The sequence below is a fragment of the Streptomyces sp. Go-475 genome (assembly GCF_003330845.1).
Taxonomy (GTDB): Bacteria; Actinomycetota; Actinomycetes; order Streptomycetales; family Streptomycetaceae; genus Streptomyces.
Window position 1 is genome coordinate 4514523 of sequence record NZ_CP026121.1, and the last position, 20234, is coordinate 4534756.

General features: G+C 70.9%; 18 protein-coding genes and 1 tRNA gene. 14 read left to right on the forward strand and 5 right to left on the reverse strand.

The features are described from left to right. The first annotated feature begins 30 nt into the window (after positions 1-30). Both C1703_RS20855 and C1703_RS20860 read left to right on the forward strand, forming a co-directional pair. Entirely contained in the window at positions 31-1161 is a 1131-nt protein-coding gene (locus tag C1703_RS20855; protein ID WP_114254308.1) for an FAD-dependent monooxygenase, read from the forward strand. A gap of 183 nt (positions 1162-1344) precedes the next feature. After that, on the forward strand, positions 1345-1788 hold the full coding sequence (locus C1703_RS20860) for a nuclear transport factor 2 family protein (protein WP_157993136.1): 444 nt from the start codon (positions 1345-1347) through the stop codon (positions 1786-1788). A gap of 33 nt (positions 1789-1821) precedes the next feature. Here the strand turns inward: C1703_RS20860 and C1703_RS20865 are convergent, their stop codons facing one another. Further along, a complete protein-coding gene (locus C1703_RS20865) occupies positions 1822-3009 on the reverse strand; it encodes an epoxide hydrolase (protein WP_114254310.1) in 1188 nt (395 codons plus the stop codon). Positions 3010-3113: 104 nt separating this feature from the next. On the opposite strand from C1703_RS20865, the gene C1703_RS20870 reads away from it, so the two are divergent. The 12 genes from C1703_RS20870 (at position 3114) to C1703_RS20925 (ending at position 15163) form a co-directional block, all read left to right on the forward strand. After that, entirely contained in the window at positions 3114-3680 is a 567-nt protein-coding gene (locus tag C1703_RS20870; protein WP_114254311.1) for a CGNR zinc finger domain-containing protein, read from the forward strand. Between the two features lie 335 nt (positions 3681-4015). Then, positions 4016-4097, forward strand: a tRNA-OTHER gene (locus C1703_RS20875). A 69-nt stretch (positions 4098-4166) separates the two neighbouring features. Next, entirely contained in the window at positions 4167-4844 is a 678-nt protein-coding gene (locus tag C1703_RS20880; protein ID WP_157993137.1) for an iron-containing redox enzyme family protein, read from the forward strand. A 24-nt stretch (positions 4845-4868) separates the two neighbouring features. Further along, positions 4869-6197: a hypothetical protein gene (locus tag C1703_RS20885; RefSeq protein ID WP_114254313.1), complete on the forward strand. Its 1329-nt coding sequence runs from the start codon at positions 4869-4871 to the stop codon at positions 6195-6197. Then, a complete protein-coding gene (locus C1703_RS20890; protein WP_114254314.1) occupies positions 6194-6571 on the forward strand; it encodes a Rieske 2Fe-2S domain-containing protein in 378 nt (125 codons plus the stop codon). Before C1703_RS20885 ends, C1703_RS20890 begins: the two co-directional genes overlap by 4 nt. Beyond that, positions 6568-6831, forward strand: coding sequence for a 4Fe-4S binding protein (locus C1703_RS20895; protein ID WP_114254315.1), 264 nt, complete (start codon positions 6568-6570; stop codon positions 6829-6831). Before C1703_RS20890 ends, C1703_RS20895 begins: the two co-directional genes overlap by 4 nt. Continuing rightward, positions 6815-9340: a hypothetical protein gene (locus tag C1703_RS20900; protein ID WP_114254316.1), complete on the forward strand. Its 2526-nt coding sequence runs from the start codon at positions 6815-6817 to the stop codon at positions 9338-9340. Before C1703_RS20895 ends, C1703_RS20900 begins: the two co-directional genes overlap by 17 nt. Beyond that, a complete protein-coding gene (locus tag C1703_RS20905; protein ID WP_114254317.1) occupies positions 9337-11718 on the forward strand; it encodes a class I tRNA ligase family protein in 2382 nt (793 codons plus the stop codon). Before C1703_RS20900 ends, C1703_RS20905 begins: the two co-directional genes overlap by 4 nt. Positions 11719-11944: 226 nt before the next feature. Beyond that, positions 11945-12529, forward strand: a complete 585-nt coding sequence (locus tag C1703_RS20910) for a nitroreductase family protein (RefSeq protein ID WP_114254318.1) — start codon at positions 11945-11947, stop codon at positions 12527-12529. A 10-nt stretch (positions 12530-12539) separates the two neighbouring features. Continuing rightward, positions 12540-12995, forward strand: coding sequence for a pyridoxamine 5'-phosphate oxidase family protein (locus tag C1703_RS20915; RefSeq protein WP_114254319.1), 456 nt, complete (start codon positions 12540-12542; stop codon positions 12993-12995). Then, entirely contained in the window at positions 12992-14266 is a 1275-nt protein-coding gene (locus C1703_RS20920) for an MFS transporter (RefSeq protein WP_157993138.1), read from the forward strand. The genes C1703_RS20915 and C1703_RS20920 overlap by 4 nt, the downstream gene beginning before the upstream one ends. Before the next feature lie 177 nt (positions 14267-14443). Next, entirely contained in the window at positions 14444-15163 is a 720-nt protein-coding gene (locus C1703_RS20925) for a LuxR C-terminal-related transcriptional regulator (protein ID WP_114254321.1), read from the forward strand. On the opposite strand, the gene C1703_RS20930 is transcribed toward C1703_RS20925, so the two are convergent. The 4 genes from C1703_RS20930 to C1703_RS20945 all read right to left on the reverse strand — a co-directional run bounded on the left by C1703_RS20930 (position 15117) and on the right by C1703_RS20945 (position 20229). Then, on the reverse strand, positions 15117-16451 hold the full coding sequence (locus tag C1703_RS20930) for an ATP-grasp domain-containing protein (RefSeq protein ID WP_114254322.1): 1335 nt from the start codon (positions 16449-16451) through the stop codon (positions 15117-15119). The two genes, C1703_RS20925 and C1703_RS20930, sit on opposite strands and share 47 nt — an antisense overlap. Before the next feature lie 111 nt (positions 16452-16562). Then, positions 16563-17528, reverse strand: a complete 966-nt coding sequence (locus C1703_RS20935; RefSeq protein WP_157993139.1) for an ornithine cyclodeaminase family protein — start codon at positions 17526-17528, stop codon at positions 16563-16565. After that, positions 17522-18814, reverse strand: coding sequence for a DegT/DnrJ/EryC1/StrS family aminotransferase (locus C1703_RS20940; RefSeq protein ID WP_114254324.1), 1293 nt, complete (start codon positions 18812-18814; stop codon positions 17522-17524). The genes C1703_RS20935 and C1703_RS20940 overlap by 7 nt, the downstream gene beginning before the upstream one ends. A gap of 44 nt (positions 18815-18858) precedes the next feature. Then, positions 18859-20229, reverse strand: coding sequence for a cation:dicarboxylase symporter family transporter (locus C1703_RS20945; protein WP_114254325.1), 1371 nt, complete (start codon positions 20227-20229; stop codon positions 18859-18861). Positions 20230-20234 lie beyond the last annotated feature (5 nt).

Below are 20234 nucleotides of genomic sequence, written 5' to 3' on the forward strand. Positions count from 1 at the left end.
ATCAAGAAGTGAGAGACGGAAGGTAATTTCGTGCCTGCTGTGCAGCATGTACTCGTGATCGGCGCCGGTCCCGTCGGCCTCACCGTCGCTGCCCTGTTGGCGGACGGGGGTGTCGCCGTCGATGTGGTCGAGAAGCGTGAGGCCATCACGGCCGTGGGCGCCGGACTGCTGTTGCAGAACAACGCGTTGCGAGTGATCAAAAAGGCCGGCTTGTTCAGCCGGGTGACAGAGGCAGGGCATGTACTGAACACCTTCACGATCCGTCGCGCTGATGCTGAGGGATCCGTGGTGATGCGAGAACCGTTCCCGCGTGCGGCCACGGACGCCGCCGTGCCGGGAGCGGCGGCGATCTCCCGTCCGCGATTCGCGCGGTTCCTGCAGGAACGCGTCGACGAGGCGGGCGTCAAGCTGCGATTCGGCTGCACCTTCCGCTCCCTGCACCAACAGGGGGACAGCGTCCGGGTCGAGCTGACGGACGGCTCCCACGGTGACTACGACCTGGTCATCGGCGCAGACGGAGTGGGCTCGGCGGTACGCGACGCGGCCGGCATCACCGGCGAGCGCATCACCATCAACGCGATCATCTGGCGTTTCCTCGGACCTCCCGTCGACGGCGTCGACGATCTCGACCAGATTCACGGCAGCGGAGTCGGAGGACTTCTCCCCATCGGAAAGGACGTCCTGTACGGCTTTGTGGGCGACAGCGCCACCGCCCTGCCCAACTGGGCAAGCCTGAGTGCGGACGCCGCGGTCGACCGGGTCTTGGGGATCATGGACGAGTTCCACGGGCCGTGGGACGAGGTGAGGCGGACTTTCGACCGCGGTTCGCTGCGGCCCATGCTGCAGGACGCCTACCTGGCGGATGCACCGTGGAACCGGGGCCGGATCGTCGTCATCGGCGACGCCGCGCACAACAGCCCGCCCACCTTCGCGCAAGGGGCGGCGCAAGGCCTCGAAGACGCCTTGGTACTCGCCGAATTGCTGACGGACAGGTCCTGCGTGGACGAGCACCTCTGGGCGGAATTCCACGCCCGGCGCGTCGATAGGGCGCGCACCGTACTGCGGGCGTCCGTCGCACGCGCCAAAGCCCCGGCCGGCCGAGGCCCGGAGGGGTTCATGGACGACGAAGCCGTCGCGCACATCATCGCGACCGGGCCCTAGAGGGTGTCCGCAAAGTCGCGCCTGCCCCGCGACGCCTGGGACGCTCCCCCAAGCTCTTCGAGCAGGGGCTCCCATGACGCCGCAGGGCCCGCCCTCCGGGCGAACGACGCGACTGTGCGGACACCCCCTAGCCCCCACCGCCCATCACTCATGAGACCGGCCGCCGGCGAAAGGAACGACGACATGGACAACGCGACGGTGCAGCGACTGCTGGACGAGTCGGAGCTGCGGAAGCTGGTGCAGGCGCTGCCGCGAGCACTCGACGAACGGGATTTCGACGGCTTCGGTGCGCTGTTCACCGAGGACGCCGAGGTGGAGATCGGGGGACAGGTCCGTCGTGGCCGACAGGCGATCACCGACGGACCCAAGCGCGATCTGGCGACCCTCTACGGGGCGACGTTCCACCACATGGGGCAGATCTACATCGACCTCGACGAGGACGAGGCAAGGATCGTCACCTACCAGGTCGCCTACCACCTCCCGAAGCCGTCGGAGCCGACGGCGCATGAGGACGCCGGTGGCAGGTTTCACGCCGTCGCCCGTCGAACCGAGGACGGTTGGCGCATCACGCGGCTCCGCCTCGAAATCGTCTTCGCCCAGGGCGCGCCGATGAGTCTCGACGTCTGAGACCGGCCGGGAGCGAGGCCTCCGGCGGAGCTGTCAGGGCCGGCTGCCGCCGGCGGCCAGCACCGCGGCGAGGCCCTCCCGGAGATCCCTGACGAAATACTCGGGGACCTCCAGCGACGGGAAATGCCCCCCGGCTTCCGGTTCCCTCCACCGGACGATCTGCCGGAACCGCTCCTGCGCCCAGGGGCGCGGATACTTCTCGATGTCGCGGGGATACACGGTGACGGCCGACGGGACGTCGACGCGCAGGCCGGGGTCGAGCGAGAGATGGCTTTCGTAGTAGATGCGGGCCGACGAGGCGCCGGTCCGCGTCAGCCAGTACAGGGTGACGTTGTCGAGCACCCGGTCCCTGGAGATCGTCTCGAACGGGCTGTCCTCGGTATCCGTCCACTCGGCGAACTTGTCGAGGATCCAGGCGAGAAGGCCGACGGGTGAGTCGACGAGCGAGTAGCCGATGGTCTGCGGCCGGGTCGCCTGCTGCTTCGCGTACGCCGCGCGGTGGTGCCAGAAGTCGTGGGTCTCCTCGGTCCATTGGCGCTCGGCCGCCGTCAGCCCGTCCGTGCTCAGCCCGGGCGGTGCCTGCGCGAGCGTGGTGTGGACGCCGAGGACGTGCTCCGGGAAGCTGCCGCCGAGGATCGTGGTGATCACGCCTCCCCAGTCGCCGCCGTGGGCCGCGAACCTGCTGTAGCCGAGCCGTGCCATCAGTTCCACCCAGGCGGCGGCGATCTTTCGGGTCCCCCAGCCGGTGGTGGCGGGCTTGTCGCTGTAACCGAAGCCCGGCAGCGACGGGGCCACGACGTGGAACGCCGGTGCGTCCGCGTCCTTCGGATCGGCCAGTTCGTCGATGACATGGGCGAACTCGACGACGCTGCCCGGCCAGCCGTGCGTCAGGATCAGCGGGGTGGCGTCCGCGCGGGTGGACCGGCGGTGCAGGAAGTGGATTCCCAGACCGTCGATGGTCGTGCGGAACTGGCCGATCCGGTCGAGGCGCGCTTCGAACGACCGCCAGTCGTACCCGGTGCGCCAGTAGTGCACGACGTCCACGAGGTCGGCCAGCGGAACGCCCTGTTCCCATCGGCGCGGGTCGGGCGCGGCGCGGTGGACCGTCTCCGTTTCCGGCAGCCGCGCCGCGGCCAGTCGCGCGCGCAGGTCGTCGAGGTCGGCGTCGGTCGCGTGGGCTTCGAATGCCTGCACGTCGCTGAGGCGCGAGTGGGTGGACATGAGACCTCCTGGCCATCGGGTGAACCGGCTCGGGGGTTGCTGGAACCAGCTATGACGGTTCTAACAGGCCTCGCTGCCGACGTGCAACCGGCTAAGGTGGTTCCATGCGTGCTCGGTTCCCTGAATTCCGTCTCGGCAAGGTGCTGGCGACCAGCTTCACGGCGACCCTGACGGAGCGTTGCGGCGACGCCGTGGAACGCATTCCCACGCCGGGCCGACTCGTCGACTGGCTCACGGTGAGCGGCCTCGCCGTGGAGTCCTGCACCACCGCCCAGCTCGAACGCGCCCGGGAGCTGAGGGAAGCCATTCACGCCGCCGCGACAGCGGCCGCACGCCGAGACCCTCTCCCCGCGTCCGCTGTCCAGGTCATCAACGACTGCAGCACCCAGGGCCGGGCCGCGGCTGTCCTGACGCCCGAGGGCCACCGCCGATGGCGACTTGGCTCGGCTTCGTCCGTGGAGGACGCCCTGGGCGTCATCGCCGCCGACGCGATCAGCGTCATCGCGGGCGAACGAGACGGAAGGCTGGCGTTGTGCGCCTCGCCGACCTGCCGAGCGGCCTTCTTCGACACCAGCCGGAGTCGCACCCGCAAGTGGTGCGAGATGAACACGTGCGGGAACCGCCAGAAGAAGGCCCGCTTCCACGCGCACAAGCGCGAAAACCCCGAGTGACGAGAACCGACGGGCCTCAGCCCTCGTTCCTCCGGTCCGCTCCGCGGGCGACCCGCTGGTGGCCGGCCGGGGTCCGCGACGACCGCGCCTGCGCGTGTGCCGCCTCCGGCGACAGCGCCTCCCCCTTCGTGAAGGCGTCCCTGAAGACCGCCGTCCCTCCAGGGCGAGGGTGACCGCCGGGGGGCGCCGGTGGTGAGGGCCGTTCCGTAGCCCTCCGCATGGTGGGCCGGCGCACTTTGCGCGTCGCCGCGCGGCTCTGCGCGTAGCCGAACGGCTACCCCCCTCGGCCACTGGCAGTGCGCCGGATCCGCGTTAAATTGTTTCCCGCAATTCGAGCCGAGGTGGCGGAAAGGAATACGCGCCTGCGTTTGCGGGTGGACCTTCAGGTCTTTGGGGGTTCGAGTCCCTCACTCGGCACTGGCCAGTTACCGGGTTCCGGTCTGTGCCGTGCCCTTTTCGATTCTGGTTTCCACACTAGGAGGGCAAGTGACGACGGAATTCACCAGCGACACCATCGTCGGTGAGCTTTCGGACACGGTCGACCGAGAACTGGAAAACAGCACGTTCTGGCGGGCTTTCACCCGAGGCGAACTCCCCCTGGAGCACGTGCGCGACGTCTTTCTCCAGTACTACCTGTGGCGCAACACCTTCCACCGCTGGTTCGGCGTGTGCATCGCCAAGAGCCCGGCCTTCGGCAGCGGGCGGCAGACCGAGTACATCCTCCAGGAGCTGAGCGAGCACATCGAGGAGGAGGTGTCCGGCGACCACCACGGCCTGGCCGTCCAGTTCCTGAAGGTCCTGGGCGTGGACAACCCCCGCGACGTTCTCCCGCTGCCGCACACCACGGCGTACGAGAACCACTTCGCGGAGCTCTACATGAGCCCCGAGCGCAGCGGTGACGAGGCCCTCGCGGCGCTGGCCGGCCGGGAGCTGGTGGCGCCCAAGCGCAACCGGCTCACCATCGACGCGTTCCAGGAGAAGTACGGCATCACCGAATCCCTGGAGTTCTTCCACCTCCACGAGGAACTGGAGGTGGAGCATTTCCGCGGCCTGTGGGGAGCGGTTGCCACGCAGTCCGAGAAGGACCGCAGGCTGGTCGAGGCGGCCAAGGACCAGATAGTCCGCCACGTACGGTTCTGGGACGACGTACACGCGGCCGTCTGAGGGGTCCAGGAAGGGAAGGCTGCCATGTCCGCACCCGTTATCGACTCCTCCGCCTCGCTGTCCGCAGACGATGCCCTCCGGCGCTGGTCCGAACTCGGCACGGAGAAAAGGGAAGAGCTGCTGGAGAAACTCCAGGAGCAGGTCGTCATTCCGCGACCGCTGCAGTTCTTTGTCGGTGAGCTGTCCGTCGACAACGACAAAGCCGTGGAGATCATCGGCGAATGCCGGGGAAAACCGGTCGCTGACTGGGCCGACGAGGCTCTGATCCTCGTCAGCACCCTCTGGCTGTGGCAGGTCGGCAAGGTGGCCGTCAGCGAACTGAACCAGGCCGACCTGAGCTTCAGCCTGCTGGAGGAGTACTTCACCGCCAAGCGCCGTGGCTACCACCGCATCCTCGGCCGCCCGGAGACACCGCCGGCCGAGACCGAGTCCCTGTTCGACATCGCGGAGTCGCTGGTCGGGCTGCGCAAGGACATCGAGCGGCACCACATCCGCTGCATGCGGATCAACGGGGCCACCTGGGAACGCCGGGAGTGGTTCCTGCCCAAGGCGGACATCAACCCGGACGAGCTCCCGGAGGACCTCCAGGAGCACCTCGAGGCACGCATCGGGCACCGGCTGCCTCCCGGTGACGGACACGTCGCGCGGTTCACCGGCCTGACCGAGCAGGTCATCGAGAGCGGCACCAACCCCGCGGAGATCCTCGTCGCACTCGCGACGTACGCGCTGACCCTGCCGCAGCTGGACGCCGACTACTCGATCATCACCTGCGCGCGGGGCAACAAACTGGAGACGCCCGAGGACATCGCGATGAGCGACGTCATGTCGTACACGGCGGTGCGTTCGGACTTCGACCCTGCCGCGCGGGGCGTACGGCTGAAGAACGACCAGATCATGAACGCGATCAGCCAGCGCATGCGCTACAACGTCGTCTGCCGGGTGCGCAACTACAGCTCCGACCGCGCGCAGCGCATGCAGGCACAGGCGTTCCAGCACCCCGACATCGCGGTGATGGAGGACGCCCACCACAACGGGCACCGCGCCAACGGCGTGCGCTTCGTGACCCGGGCCCCGCTGGTCTTCGACGTCGACCTGCCGGGCGGCACCCGCAGGCTCAAGGGTCTCGCGGACTTCCGCATCAACCGGGCCACCCACGACGAGGCCCGCCAGTTCACCCCCGCGGAGCTGGCCGTGGTCATCCGGATCAGCTGGTGGATGAAGGTCGTCACGGAGACCACGTGGCGCCACGGCCTGATGTTCGACGAGAAGTACTGCGTGAAGCTGGACACCTACGAGGACAAGGACGGCGGCAAACTCGCCCGTCGCCGCGCCATATTGGGAGAGGGCCGATGACGCATCCCGTGGACTCCGCCGTCGCTCCCTCCGTGGAGGTCCCGTCCGTCACGCTCAAGCTCGACGACATCCCCGAGCGCACACCGCACCCGATCACCATCGGGCGCCGGGCGCTGCTGCTGTTCCGGTACGGGGACTGGGTGTACGCGACGGCAGCCCGCTGCACCCACCAGGGCGTCGAGCTGGCCGGCGGCGAGCTGTCGGGCTCCCTGTTGCGCTGCCCCTGGCACGGCGTGAAGTTCGACGTCCGCACCGGCGCCCGCGTGAACCAGCCCAACTGCCGCGACCTGCGGACGTTCCGCACCGAGGTCCAGGCCGACCAGGTCACCGTCTACGACCAGGCCATCAGCGTGCCGAAGGGGGCAACGTCATGACCTACGTCATCACCCAGCCCTGTGAAGGGGTCAAGGACGGCGCGTGCATCGACGCGTGCCCGGTGGACTGCATCGAGGGCACCCCCGACACTCCGATGCTCTACATCGACCCGGAGGTGTGCGTGGACTGCGCCGCCTGCACCTCCGTCTGTCCCGTGGACGCGATCTACCCCGAGGACGAGGTTCCGGAGGAGTGGACGTCGTACATCAAGACCAATGCCGACTACTTCGGTCGGAGCGCCGATGACGAAGACGAGTGACATCAGCGGCACCGCGGTGTCGGTGCTCACCGAATCGCTGGACGACTACGGGCCGATGGTGGCCCTGGCGATCCGGCGTCCGGACCTCGCCCTCACACCGGTCCTGCGGGACCCGGCGTCCTCGCTGCCGGATCCCGGTCCGGCCGTCACCATGCACGAGTTCCTGCACGACGCCGCCCCGGAGACGGTCGAGCTGTGGCGGCACTTCCAGGTGCTGTGGCACCGCTGGGCGGCCCCGCTGGACTCCTTCCACCCGGTCCGCTGGTATCTGACCGCCGTCACCGACGGCCCGCACCGGGAGGTGCACCGCAGCGTCGACGCGCAGTTGCAGCAACTCGGCAGGGTCCGTGAGGAGCGGCTGGCCGCGATGGCACGGCTGCTCGGCGCGGAGACCCCGGACGTGGCCGAGGGAGCCGTCCTCGGCTGGGGCACCCCCGAGTGGTCGCTGCCGGGCATGCTGCTCGCGGCGCGCACCGGACGCCCGTACCTGTGGGAGCCGACCGCCGTCGAGGCCGTCCGGGCCGCCGGGCAGTGGCCCGGTCCGCTCACCCTGTCCTTCCCGCACGACGAGGTGACGGTCGAGCAGATCGCCCAGCTCGCCACCAGCCGGTCCTGGACGGCACGCGGGCGCCTCGCGGACGGTCTGGCCCTCGCCACCCGCCCCGTCGGCTTCCTCACCGCCACCTCCGTCGAGGTCCTCAGCTCGGTGGTGGGCCGTCAGCTGACGCTGGACCTGCCGCTGGCCGCGACCACCACCTCCGTGTTCACCGGGCTGGACACCGATCCCGAGGTCGGCCCGGACTCCTTCCTGCTCAACCGCGAGCGGTCCGCGGTCGGCTACCTCGAAGCCATGGGCGGCGTCAACGCGCTGTTCCTGTCCGGGCACAGCCGCGAGGACCTGTTCCACCTGGGGCCCGACGCGCTGTGCGGCCGGTCGGCGCAGAACGTGCCGTTCGCCCCGGGAAGCCGGCTCCCCGCCTGTGTGCACGACGGCCGCTGCGTCAAGGACGGCGAGGTCCTCCCGGCGCACGCTCTGACCGCACCGGTCGCCTTCTTCAACAGCTGCAACGTGATGCGGCTGGGCGGCGACGGCGCGTTCGACCCCCACTTCACCCTGCCGTTCACCTACCAGGAGGGTTCCGGGGTCGCCGCGGTCGGCAGCCGGCGCACCCGCTTCGGCGACGACAACGTCGAACTCCTCCTGGCGGAACGGCTGCTGCGTACCGGCCGGAGCGTGGGGGAGGTGGTCCGGCTGGTCAACAACGCCATTCCCCTGTGGGGACGCGAGGCCCCCGACTACCTGGTCCTCGGCGACCAGCAGTTCACGCCGTTCGCCCCGGGAGCCGACCGCGCCCAGGTGGCCACCCGCCCCACGGACGGGCAGGCCGTGGAGGTGCTGTGCACCGACGTGGAGTCCGAACTGCTGGAGCTGCGTCTGCCGAGCCCCGGCCCCGACCCCTCGGTGCGCGTCCTCGACGCCGTCGGCCCGGACGGGCAGCCCTGCGACACCGACCTGCGCACCGCGATCGCGCTGGAGGAGGACGGCAGCGCCCGGCTCTTCGTCTTCTCCTGGCAGACGCTCCGGCTGAACTCGCTCTCCCTGCGCGTCGAACCCGTCCGCCCGCACCAGGACCTGGTCCAGGACCTCGGCCGGGTGCTGACGAACGCGACCGCCTACCGCCGACTGCTGCGCACCTATCTGCCGGGGTTCGACAACACCGAGCAGGAGCTGCGGGCCCGGGCGACCGCCCTGACCCGGCGCCGCGCGGAGAGCCGTACCGCGCCCCGGGCACTGCGGGAGGCGGACGCGGCCGCCGACGATCTGCGGGCGACGGTCGCCCGGCTGGACGAGGCGCTGTGCGACCACCTCCTCGGCCGCATCGCCTCCGGCGCGTTCGTCTGGCTCGAGCAGTTCGAGTCCGTGGACGGCACCTTCCAGCTGACGCGGCACCTGCCGCCCACCGTCTGTCCGTACTGCCGGGCGCGCGTCGTCCTGCGGGAGTACCGGCACGACTACCACCCGCAGGCCGCCCGGGAGTTCGCCCTGTGCAGCACGTGCGGCAACGTGTGGGACGTCGCCGGCGGGGTCCACCCCCCGATCGCGCTGGGCGAGGACACCGCCCGGCGCGGCAGCGAGCACGCGCAGGGCGTGCTCATCACCAACAACCAGGACCGTCCGCTGCGCGGCGCGGTCGGGTTGCGCCTGTACCAGGCGGACCAGCACGGGGTGAGCGTCACCCCCGGCGCGCAGGCGGTGGAGGTGCCGCCCCGGTCGAGCCGCGAGTACTGGTTCACGCTGAAACTGCCCGACGGGGTGCCGGCGCACATGGAGTTCCTGCGCGGGTTCTTCGTGTCGAACCTCGATGTCTCCGTCTTCCAGCGGAACCTGTGGATCAAGCCGGCGCACGACGACGACGCCGACCGGCCGCGGCAGACCCCGCCCCCGCTCACCGTCTGGCCGCCGACCGGCACCGTGCTCAGCGAGGTCATGACCAGGCGGCATCCGTGACGTCCGCCGAGCGGCGCTGGGTGGTCCCCATGCCCCCGCCGAACGTCACCGGCACGCTGCACCTCGGCCACGCCCTGACGCTGTCGGTGCAGGACGCCCTGGTCCGCTCGGCCCGGCTCGACGGCACGGACGTGCTCTACGTGCCGGGCACCGACCACGCGGGGCTCGGCACGTATGCGGCGGTGCGCCGGGACGAGACCTTCCGGCCGGACCTGCCGGTGGCCGAGCGGACCCGGGCCTGGGCCGACCACTACCGCAAGGTCATCGTCGGTCAGTTCCACGCCCTGGGCCTCGACTGCGACTGGGACACGGAGCTGCACACCCTGTCCCCGGCGTACCGGGCACTCGTCGACGGGACCTTCGTCCGACTGGCCGAGGCAGGGCTGCTGCACCGCTCGGCGCGGGTCATGCCGTGGTGTCCCTCCTGCCGCAGCACCGTCCCGGACGTGGAGCACGCGGTGGGCACCGAGCGGGTCCCGCTGGCGCTGCTGGCCGTGCGACCGCACGGCAGACCCCTGGTGGTGGAGCTCGCGGCGGCCGAGGAACTGTGGGGCGCGGTGGCGCTCGCCGTCCCCGAGGGGCACCCGGCCGCCGGCGGTACGGCCGTGCTGCCGGTCACCGGCCGGGAACTGCCCGTACTGGCGGCCGCGACCGGCGCACCGCGGCCGGTCGTACCCGCGCACCGGCAGCAGGACCTGGAACTCGCCGAGGCTCACGGACTGCCGTGGAGCCCGGTACTCGACGCCGACGGCCGCTCGCTGGTTGTGGACCTGCCCGGACTGTCCCGGCAGGAGCTGCGCCGCGCGACGGTCGAGCGGTTCGGCCTGCGCACCGTCACCCGCCAGTGCGCCGTCGAGCGCTGCGGGGTGTGCGGCAGCGAGCTGATGGCCCGGCTCCACCACCAGTGGTATCTGCGGCTGGCCCCGCTCATGGACCCGGTGCGCACCGCGCTGGACAACGGTGACCTGGTGATCCGGCCGAGCAGTGTGGAGCGCGAGGCACGGCACTGGCTGGACTCCGCGCGCGACTGGTGCATCAGCCGCCAGATCCGCTGGGGACAGCCGATTCCGGCGGTCGTCTGCGGTGACTGCGCCTACTGGACGCTGCCGCCCGCCGGGTCCGGGAGCTGCCCCGACTGCGGGGGCGCCCTGCGGGCCGAGACCGACGTGTTCGACACCTGGTTCAACTCGGCCCACTGGCCGATCGCCGTCTCCGGCTGGCCGGCCGCCACCGCGCACAGCCGGTATCCGGCCGCCGTGATGACGTCCGGCCGCGACATCCTGTTCTTCTGGTTCATCCGGCTGCTGGCCATCGGCACCTTCGTGACCGGCTCCCCGCCCACCCGCGAGTGCTGGCTGCACGGCCTCGTCGTGGACGAGCACGGCCAGAAGATGAGCAAGAGCCGCGGCAACGGCGTCACCCTGGACGACGCTCTCGCCGAGCACGGCCGCGACGTGCTGCGCGCGGCACTGCTCTCCGCCTGCCGTGACGCCGAGGACATCCGGATCCGCCAGGACATCTTCTCGCAGCAGGCGGTGGTCCGCCGCCGCGCCGCCGACCTGGCCGAACTCGTCGTGCGCACACCCGAGTCGGCTTCCCGGCCCACCGCCGCGGACGAGCTGGAGCACTACGCCCGGCACGCCGCCCGGTCCACCCGGGCGGCCGTCCGCCGGCATCTGCGGGAGCGGCACTTCGACCGTGCCGTCGAGGCCGTCACCGCGTTCGGCACGCGCGTACTGGGCCGCTACGCGACCGCGCGCGCCCAGGCCGGCGGCGCCGGCGTCACCCCGCAGCTGCTGCTCGACCTCGCCGCCGTGTACGAGCCGTTCATGCCCGACACGGCGGCCGGGCTGCGCAAGGCGGCGGCCACCCGCTCGGCCGCGGACTGGCTGCCCGACGAGCAACTGGCCGCGGCGGTCCGGGCCGTCCTGGCGACGGTGGAGGAGGCGGAGCGGCTGCGCGGCGTGGCAGGCATCCCGGCCGGCGTCCCGGTGACCGTCGAGAGCACCGACACGGCGGTGGCCCGGCTGCTCGCGACGCGCTGGTTCGGGCACCTCAGCGAGGTGGCCCTGGTCCCGGGTCCGCCGCCGGACGGCGCCTTCGCGGTGCGGGTTCCCGGAGCCCCGGGGCTGCGCCTGTGGCTGCCCGCCGCGCTGAGCGCCCGGGTCCGCGACGACGTCCGGCGCAGGCTGCGCAAGCTCGCCCGGGAACGGCGGCGACTGGCCCACCGGCTCGACCAGGTGCGCCACGGCCGCACGTCCGGCGTGTCGCGCGAGCGACTGGCCGGCCGGCTGGCCCGGGCCGAGGAGGCCACCCACGAGCTGCGCGGCGTCATGGCGGCGGTGGCCGACGGGCCGCGACCCGGCGGCCGGGGATGACGGACGGGCGGACGAAGATCTGCGCAGGCGCGGGCCCGCGCGGCCTGTCGGTGGTGGAGCGCATCCGCGCCCTCGCGGCGGGGCTCACCCAGGGCCGGGACGGCCGGACTCGAGGACCCCCCGGACCCCTCTCGGAGCTGCCCGAACTTCTCGACCCGGCTCGGTACACGGGCGCTGCCGGCGCTCTGGCCGGCCGCGTCCTGGACCGCTACGCGAAAGGAACGCCATGGACGTGATGACCGCTGTGCTCACCCGTCGCAGCGAGCATCGGCTGGTCGAGCCGTCCCCCACCCTGGAGGAGCTGACCTACCTGCTCAAGGCGGCGTCCTGCGCCGCCGACCACGGCCGGTTGCGCCCGTGGCGATGGCTGCTGGTCAGGGGTGACGACCGGCGGGCACTGGGCGAGGTGATGGCCGAGTGCAACGGCAAGAGCGTCGCGTCGATGGTCGCCAAGACACACCGTGCCCCGCTCCTCGCCGGGCTGATCCTCTCCCCGGACACCCGCTCCCGCGTGCCCGAGTGGGAACAACTGGCCGCCGCCACCGGCATGGTGACGTCGCTGATGCTGCTGCTGCACGCGCGTGGCTTCGGCAGCATCTGGCGGACGGGCGAGCAGACCGACGCACCGCCGATGCGGCGGTTTCTGTCCGTGGCCGAACACGAGCGCGCGCTGGGCTGGTTGTATATGGGAACACCGGTCCGCGACGGATCCGTGGCGAGGCGCCGGCAGCCGCTCGACGTCGGCTCACGGCTGCAGGTCTTCTCGGCGCCGAACGACGTGGAACCGCAACTGGTCTCGGCACGGAGGTAGTTCGACAGCGATGCTCGACGACGACATGCGCCGCCTGGTCGGGGCACAGGGGCTGGGTTTCGTCGCCACGGTCCGCCCGGACGGCACCCCGAACCTGTCCCCCAAGGGAACGACCGAGGTGTGGGACGACGAGCACCTGGTCTTCCTGGACCTGCACTCGCCGGGCACGGTCGCCAACCTCGCCGCGAACCCGGCGGTGGAGATCAACGTCGTGGACCCGGTCCGCCGCAAGGGCTACCGCTTCCGCGGGGTGGGGCAGGTGTTCACCGAAGGGGAGACGTACGACCGGATCGTGCGGCGCTTCGCGCGTGAGCGGGGCACCGACCCGGCGCGTGTCGACTCCGCCGTCCTGGTCCGCGTGCTGAAGGCCGACCCGCTCGTCTCCCCGGCGTACGAAGGCGGCGCCACGGAGGAGGAGATCGCCGCGCGCTGGCGTGCCCGGCTGCTCTCCGGGGAGCCCGAGTGAGCGAACGACCGGCGGACGGGCAGGCGTCGCCGTCCACGGTGCCCGGCGAGGAGCGCGATCGCCGGCTGAACCGCGCGATACGCCCCTTGCTGGTCCAGTACGTCCTCGCCTTCACCGGGTATCTCTCGCTCACCCCGGTCCTGGCCGTCCTCGTCAGGGACGGCTGGCACCAGTCCGGCCTGGTCGTCGGGCTGGCGCTGATGGTGTTCAGCTGCTCCTCCCGTGCCGGCTCGATCGTGCTGAGCCCGTGGATCGAGGGCAGGTCGGGCGTCAGGGTGCTGCTGCTGGCCAACCTGGTGTCCGGCAGCTGTTTCCTCACCATGTCGGTCGCCCACTCCGTGCTGCCGCTCATCGTGCTGCTCGCGGCGGGCGGCACCGGGGTGAGCCTCAACGGCCTGGTCGTACGGTCGGTCGTCGCGGAGTGGACCAGCGGCTCCCCGGCCCAGGTCACGGCCTTCGCGAAGCTGAACGTCATGCTGAACCTCGCGGCGGCGGTCGGACCGCTCATCGGCACCGCCGCGCTGGACACCGACGCCCCCTGGCGGCTGATGGTCGTGATCGCCGCCGGGTACTACGCGGCGGCCCTGTCGATGCTGCTCGTCGTGCGCAAGGAGGGCAAGGGCTTCGAGCGGGGCGGCAAGCGCTTCTCGTTCCGGCAGTACTGGACGGCGCTGCGCTCGTCGCCGTTCCTGCGCCATGTGGTGCTGGTGTCCACCGTCGGGTGGGTGCTCTACGCGCAGATGTACTCGGCGCTGCCGCTGCACCTGTTCGCCACGACGGGTTCGAAGCTCCAGGTCGCCACGTACTTCACCATGAGCGCGATCATCATCGTGGTGCTCCAGCTGCCCGTTTCCAAGGGGGTGGCACGGCTCATGGAGGCCCGCGGTGTCGCGCTGACCACGGTGATCGGCACCGGCCTGGGATGCTTCGCGGCGGCCTTCGCGGTGCTCGCCCTGTCGGGGGGCGACCCGGTCGCAACGTACGCGGCGGTGGCGACCTTCACGCTCGGCGAGATCCTGTTCGCGCCGTCCGTGGACACGGCGTTCGCGAAGTCGCGGGACGAGTCGACCGGCGGCTTCGTCGCCGTCTACACCGGCAAGCAGTTCACCCTCGCCACGGGAGAGGGACTGGGCATGCTCCTCGGCGGCGGCTTCTTCGAGTACGTGCGGGGCGTCTTCTCGCCCACCGTGTACTGGGCGGCCTTCGCCGCGGCGGGCGCCGCGGCCGCGGTGTGGACGGTGCTACGGCGCGTCCGGACGCCGTCCGTCTGACGGCTCGCCGCGTCTCCCGTCGCCAGAAAAGTTTTACGAAGATCTCACGTCCCGGTACGCCGCACCGAACACAGAGATGACAGAGCGCACTTACGTTGGCGGTCTGCGCTGGTTGAAGATCTCCCGCTAGGGCCCCCTCCCCCCCCCACTGGGCCTCACCAAGGAGGAGTCAGAACCATGTCCGTGCAGCCGACCGCGCCTGATGAGACGGATCTGGCAGGCACCTTCGTAGTGCTCAGAGACAGGCTGACCCGGTTACGCGTCGAGCAGATCCTGAACGGTGCGAGCAGGCGGGCGCGGGTGTGCGGGGCCCATGACGTCGAGGACATCGTGGAGGACGTCGTACGGGAAAGAAATCCGCTACTGATCGTCTCGCTGCACGAGATCGATGCCTTGAGCCGGTCCGCCCTGACGCTGTGCGCGGCCACGGGAGCGAAGGTCCTGGTCCTTGTGGACGACACTCAACGGGCCCCGTGGGAACGGCTGGCCGGCATTGCCGTGGCCGGATGCCTGTCGACCGCGGAACTGTCCGAAAGAGCTCTGTGCCGGGCGATCGAGCGGATACTCGCGGGTGAGGTGCCGGTATCCGGAAACCTGATCCACGCCCTGTTGTCCCTGGCCGTCGGAGCCCCCAGGAATCCCCACGATCACCTGGTACGGATGACTCCACGGGAGCAGGAGGCACTGGTCCTCCTCGTCGACGGACTGAGCAACAAGCAGATCGCGCGGCAACTCGGCATCTCCCTGCACGGCGCCAAGCGTCTCGTCGCCAACATCCTCGCCAAACTGAACTGCACCAACCGCACGTCCGCGGTGACCAAGGCCCTGCGGAGCGGTCTGTACGACAAGGTCAGAAACAGCCGCCAGGATCGTCAGCTGCTGCTGCAGCAGGGGTGACCTCGATCCTGACGGCCGCGGCCAGCCGCTCGGCCGTGTCGACGGCCTCCTGGAGCGTCGGCCCGGTGACACAGACGAAGGACGAACGGTCGTAGGAGGACTTCAGCGGCGCCGTCTCGCTCCCCTCCTCGAGGGTGAGCTTCCCGGCGAGGAGACGCGGGGAGGCGGCGACCTCCGCCCAGCCGTCCACGGCGGTGACGGTCCCCGCGGGCGGCGTCAGGAACCGGATGGCGGCGGCGCGCCGGGCGCCCCAGCCCGAGACGTCCACGGGCTTGCCCAGGAACTGGTCGAAGACGGCCCCGTGCAGCTGTGTGTCCGTGATGTGCTGCGCCATGACGTGGATGTAGTCACCGCCGGGGCGCACATGCACCTCGCCGAGGACGATCCCCCCGTCCCGCTCCAGCCAGAACTCGACGTGGAACACGCCCCAGGACAGCCCCAGGGCCGGCAGGGCACGCTCCAGAGTCGACGCCACATCGGCCTGCGCGCCCGGCGGAAGGTCCGCGGGCATCGCATGCCCGAGTTCGATGAAGTGCGGGGCGCCCGTGGTGACCTTCGCCGTGACGGCCAGCAGCCGCGGCACACCGTCGACGAAGACGCCCTCCGCGCTGAACTCCTCACCCGTCTGGAAACCCTCGACGAGGACGTCCTCCGCGAGAGCGGCCTCGGCCGGCTCACCGGCGGCCAGGTCCATCCCCTGACCGACGAGTTCCTCCCTCAGCTCCCGCCGCGCCCGGGCCAGATGGACCAGGGCCGCCTCCAGGTCGCCCTCGTCACGCACCAGCGACACCCCGGCGCTGCCCCGGCCGGTGGGCGGTTTGACGATCCACGGTCCCGGTGGGTGCGCGGCCAGGAAAGCGCGGATCTCCTCCTCCGAGGAGCAACGCGCCACGGGCGGCTGCCGGAAGCCCCGCTCGGCGAGCGCGGCACGGCAGGCGAACTTGTCCTGAATACACCGCACGGCGGCCCGCCCGTTGCCCGGGAGCCCCAGGACCTCGGCGACGGCCGCGACGGACTCCGCCGCCGTCTCACGGGTTCCGTACACCCCGAGGAACTCCCGGCCCGCCTCCTTCTGCCGCACCGCCCAGGCGACCGTGGCCTCGACGTCCGCGTACGGCAACTCCACGGTGTGCGCGGCGCGTTCGACGAGCTCCGGGACCTTGCTCAGGTTCTCCCGGGTGTCGGCCAGTGTCACGTCCAGCCCGCGCTCCTCGGCCTGTTCCATGCAGTGCGCGCCGGTCGGCCGCAGCGCGCCACCGAGCAGCAGCAGAGAGCGAGCCGATGCCATGCGCAGCCTCTTCCTCGTCGGGAACCGTGATCACCGATGCCTCGCCCATCATGGACGGGTCTGGCCCGCCCGGACCAGCCCTCACCACTGATCGGACAGTGGTTCAGCCAGTCAGAAGGGGACCTCCTGGCCCGCGTCGGTCTGCACGGCGCGCCGGTAGAGCAGGTCGCACACGAGGGCGTCCTCGGCGGGGATGCCGACGGATTCGAAGAGGGTCAGTTCCTCGGCGGAGGTGCGGCCCGGGTGCTCCTTGGAGAGGACGGCCGACAGCTCGGTCATGGGCGGGCGGGGCGGCAGGAGGCCCTCCTCGATCGGGATCAGGATGTCGCCCGCCTCGCGCAGCACGGCGTCCGTGGACTCGACGAAGAGCGAGGCGTCCGCGACCAGCCGCGACGGCAGCTCGCGCCGGGTCGGGCCGTACGCTCCGACGGCGCTGATGTGCGCGCCCGGGCGGGGCCGGAAGGCGTCGGGGAACAGGGGGGCGTCGGCGGACGTGACCGTGCAGATCACGTCGGCGTCCTCAGTGGCGCCCGCGACGCTGTCGTGGAGCTCGATCTCGATCCCGGTGCTCAGGGCCCACTCGGCGAGCCGGCGGGCCTTGCCCATGTCCCGGCTGTGGAGCCGGACGGAGTCCCAGGGGCGGATGCCCGCGAGGCCCTCCAGGTGGCTCCGCCCCTGCACGCCCGCGCCGATGACGGCCAGCGTGCGGGCATCCCGCCGGGCCAGCAGGTCGGTCGCGAGGGTGGTCACCGCGGCGGTGCGCAGTTCGGTCAGGGTGGTGGCGTCCAGCAGGGCGAGGGGCCGGCCGGAGTGGGCGTCGAACACCACGGCCAGCCCTTGGACGCTCGGCAGCCCCTGGGCGGTGGCGCCGTCGAAGAGGCTGACCAGCTTGACGGAGAGGGTGGCCCCATGGGCGGCGGGCATGAACAGCAGCTGCCCCCCGGGGGTCCGCACCGCGCTGCGGACGAACCCGTCACCGCCGTCCCGGGCCGGGAGGAACGCCTCGCCGACGACGGCGGCGAGGTCGCAGACCGAGGTCAGGCCCCTGATGGTGGTCGCGTCGAGGAGCTTCAGCACGGGTTCTGCTTTCGGTCGCGGCGTACGGTGCGCAGGGAGTCGTCCAGGAGGTCGCAGAGCAGTTCGGTCTCCTTGTCGCTGAGCCCGGGGTGGCAGGGGAGGTTGACCTGCTCGTGGAACCACAGCCGCTCGGCGACGGGGCACTCGCCGTAGTAGTGGCTGCGGGCGCGCCACTCCGGGGTCAGGTGGAGGGGGAAGTAGCGGAGGATCATCTGCACCCCGCGCTCGCGGAGCTCGTTGACCAGCCGGTCCCTGTCGATCTTCTGCGGCCCGCGTACGAAGAAGGTGAACAGGTGGTGCGACTGCTCGGCCCCCGCCGGTTCGACGGGCAGTTCGACGCAGTCGGCGTGGTTCTCCAGCACCTCGCGCAGCCGGGAGGCGATCAGCCGGCGGCGTGCCACCAGCTCGGGCAGGGCGGCCAGTTGCACCGAGCCGACGGCGGCGGCGGCTTCGGAGAGCGTGGCGTTGGTGCCGTGCCGGAGCAGGGCGGCGCAGTCGTGGGTGTAGGCGTTCCCGGGGTAGAGGGCGCCGGGGAGGGCTTCGGCGGAGTCACCGAAGCGGTGCCGGTGGGGGACGAAGTGCGCGTCCGTCTCGTTGCCCCGGAGCCGTTCGATCCGCTGGGCCCACTCTTCGTTGTGGAGGGTGAGCATGCCGCCCTCGCCGAGGGTCGTGATGTTCTTGCTGGAGTGGAAGCTGAAGCAGCCGATGTCCCCGAGGGAGCCGGGGCGGCGGCCCTGGTAGGAGCTGCCGATGGCGTGTGCGGAGTCCTCGATGACCACGGCGTCGTGGGCACGGGCGATGGCCGTGATCGCCCGCATGTCGGCGGGCAGGCCCCCGTAGTGGACGAGGATGACGGCGCGGGTCCGGTGGTTGACCAGCTCTTCCAGCCGGACCGGGTCCATGTTCATGGTGTCCGGGCTGACATCGCAGAACCTCACCCGTACCTGTGGGTACTGGAACAGCGGTTGGAGGGTGGCCTGATAGGTCTGCGGAGTGACGACCACCTCGTCGCCCGGGCGCAGGTCCAGCAGGTGGATGGCGAGTTCGAGGGAGACGGTGCCGCTCGTGGTGCTCAGGGCGTACGGGGTGCCGACGTAGGAGCGGAAGTCCTCCTCGAACCGGGCCCGCCAAGCGCCACCGGACAGCGTCGCGCCCGAACGCAGGACCTGGGAGACCGCTTCGAGCTCGGCAGCTCCGACCTTGCTCCCCACCGGGAGGTACGGCACACGGTAGTCCCGGTCCGGTGCTGCGTAGGCGGACACCTTGGGCGTCACGTCGATCGTCATGTCGCTCCCTCAGTCCTCTCGGTCGAACGGTCGTTCCGGTCGCGTCACTTGGCAGGGGCGCTCGCGGTCAAGCGCGTCCTCGGTCCGGTGTCGTCGGCGTCGTTCTCGGGGGCGTCCGTGACGAAGGTGGCCTCGTCGAAGGGGAGCCGGCCGCCGAGGACCTGGCCGACGCGCTCCTTGTCGATCTCCTTGGTCCAGGTGCCGACGAGGACGGTGGCGACCGCGTTGCCCGCGAAGTTGGTGAGGGCGCGGGCCTCGCTCATGAAGCGGTCGATGCCGACGATCAGGCCGACGCCCTCGACGAGTTCGGGGCGGTGGGACTGGAGGCCGCCGGCGAGGGTGGCGAGCCCGGCGCCGGTGACGCCCGCCGCGCCCTTCGAGGCGATGATCATGAAGGCCAGGAGAGAGACCTGCTGTCCGATGGAGAGCGGATCGCCCATGGCCTCCGCCACGAAGAGCGAGGCCATCGTGAGGTAGATGGCCGTACCGTCGAGGTTGAAGGAGTAGCCGGTCGGGACGGTGATGCCGACCACGGGCTTGGAGACGCCCAGGTGCTCCATCTTCGCGATCAGGCGCGGCAGCGCCGTCTCGGAGGAGGAGGTGGACAGGATCAGCAGGAACTCGCGGCCCAGGTACCTCAGCAGGGAGAAGATGCTGATGCCGGTGCACAGCTTCAGGAGGGGGCCCAGCACGAGGAAGACGAACAGGACGCAGGTGACGTAGAAGCCGGTCATGATGACGGCGAGGGACGCGAGGGCGTCGGTGCCGGTCTCGCCCACCACGGCGGCGATCGCGCCGAACGCGCCGACCGGAGCGGCCCACATGATCATCGACAGGATGCGGAAGACCAGCCGCTGGATGTGCCCGATCCCCCGCAGGATCGGCTCCCCGGCCGAGCCCATCGCCTGGAGCGCGAACCCGCTCAGCAGGGCGACCAGCAGCGTCTGGAGGACCTCTTCCTCGGTGAAGGCGGAAACGAGGGTGGTGGGGATGATGCCGAGGAGGAACTCGACGGTCCCGCCGCCGTCCTTCGCCTGCTCGGCGCCGACACCGGCGGTCTCCTGCGTCAGGTGCAGCCCGTGGCCGGGTTCCAGGAGGTTGCCGACCACCAGCCCGATGGCGAGGGCGACGGTCGACATCGCCATGAAGTAGCCCAGTGCCAGCCCGCCGACCGCGCCCACCTTGGCCGCCTTGCGCACGGAGCCCACGCCCAGCACGATCGTGCAGAAGATGATGGGCGAGATCATCATTTTGATCAGCGCGACGAACGCCGTACCCAGCGGTTTCAGCTCCTTCGCCGCCTGCGGAGCGACGAGCCCGAGGGTCACGCCGACGACGACGGCGGCGATCACGGCGAGGTAGAGATAGTGGCTGCGGTCGGTTCTGCGGCGGCCGGTCCGTGCTGGCGTCGACATCGTGG

What these genes read in the sequence shown, in the direction of transcription:
- C1703_RS20860 (WP_157993136.1), top strand. Translation starts at nt 1,345, where the DNA reads ATGGACAACGCGACGGTGCAGCGACTGCTGGACGAGTCGGAGCTGCGG.
- C1703_RS20865 (WP_114254310.1), bottom strand. Translation starts at nt 3,009, where the DNA reads ATGTCCACCCACTCGCGCCTCAGCGACGTGCAGGCATTCGAAGCCCAC.
- C1703_RS20870 (WP_114254311.1), top strand. Translation starts at nt 3,114, where the DNA reads ATGCGTGCTCGGTTCCCTGAATTCCGTCTCGGCAAGGTGCTGGCGACC.
- C1703_RS20885 (WP_114254313.1), top strand. Translation starts at nt 4,869, where the DNA reads ATGTCCGCACCCGTTATCGACTCCTCCGCCTCGCTGTCCGCAGACGAT.
- C1703_RS20890 (WP_114254314.1), top strand. Translation starts at nt 6,194, where the DNA reads ATGACGCATCCCGTGGACTCCGCCGTCGCTCCCTCCGTGGAGGTCCCG.
- C1703_RS20895 (WP_114254315.1), top strand. Translation starts at nt 6,568, where the DNA reads ATGACCTACGTCATCACCCAGCCCTGTGAAGGGGTCAAGGACGGCGCG.
- C1703_RS20900 (WP_114254316.1), top strand. Translation starts at nt 6,815, where the DNA reads ATGACGAAGACGAGTGACATCAGCGGCACCGCGGTGTCGGTGCTCACC.
- C1703_RS20910 (WP_114254318.1), top strand. Translation starts at nt 11,945, where the DNA reads ATGGACGTGATGACCGCTGTGCTCACCCGTCGCAGCGAGCATCGGCTG.
- C1703_RS20915 (WP_114254319.1), top strand. Translation starts at nt 12,540, where the DNA reads ATGCTCGACGACGACATGCGCCGCCTGGTCGGGGCACAGGGGCTGGGT.
- C1703_RS20925 (WP_114254321.1), top strand. Translation starts at nt 14,444, where the DNA reads ATGTCCGTGCAGCCGACCGCGCCTGATGAGACGGATCTGGCAGGCACC.
- C1703_RS20930 (WP_114254322.1), bottom strand. Translation starts at nt 16,451, where the DNA reads ATGGCATCGGCTCGCTCTCTGCTGCTGCTCGGTGGCGCGCTGCGGCCG.
- C1703_RS20940 (WP_114254324.1), bottom strand. Translation starts at nt 18,814, where the DNA reads ATGACGATCGACGTGACGCCCAAGGTGTCCGCCTACGCAGCACCGGAC.
- C1703_RS20945 (WP_114254325.1), bottom strand. Translation starts at nt 20,229, where the DNA reads ATGTCGACGCCAGCACGGACCGGCCGCCGCAGAACCGACCGCAGCCAC.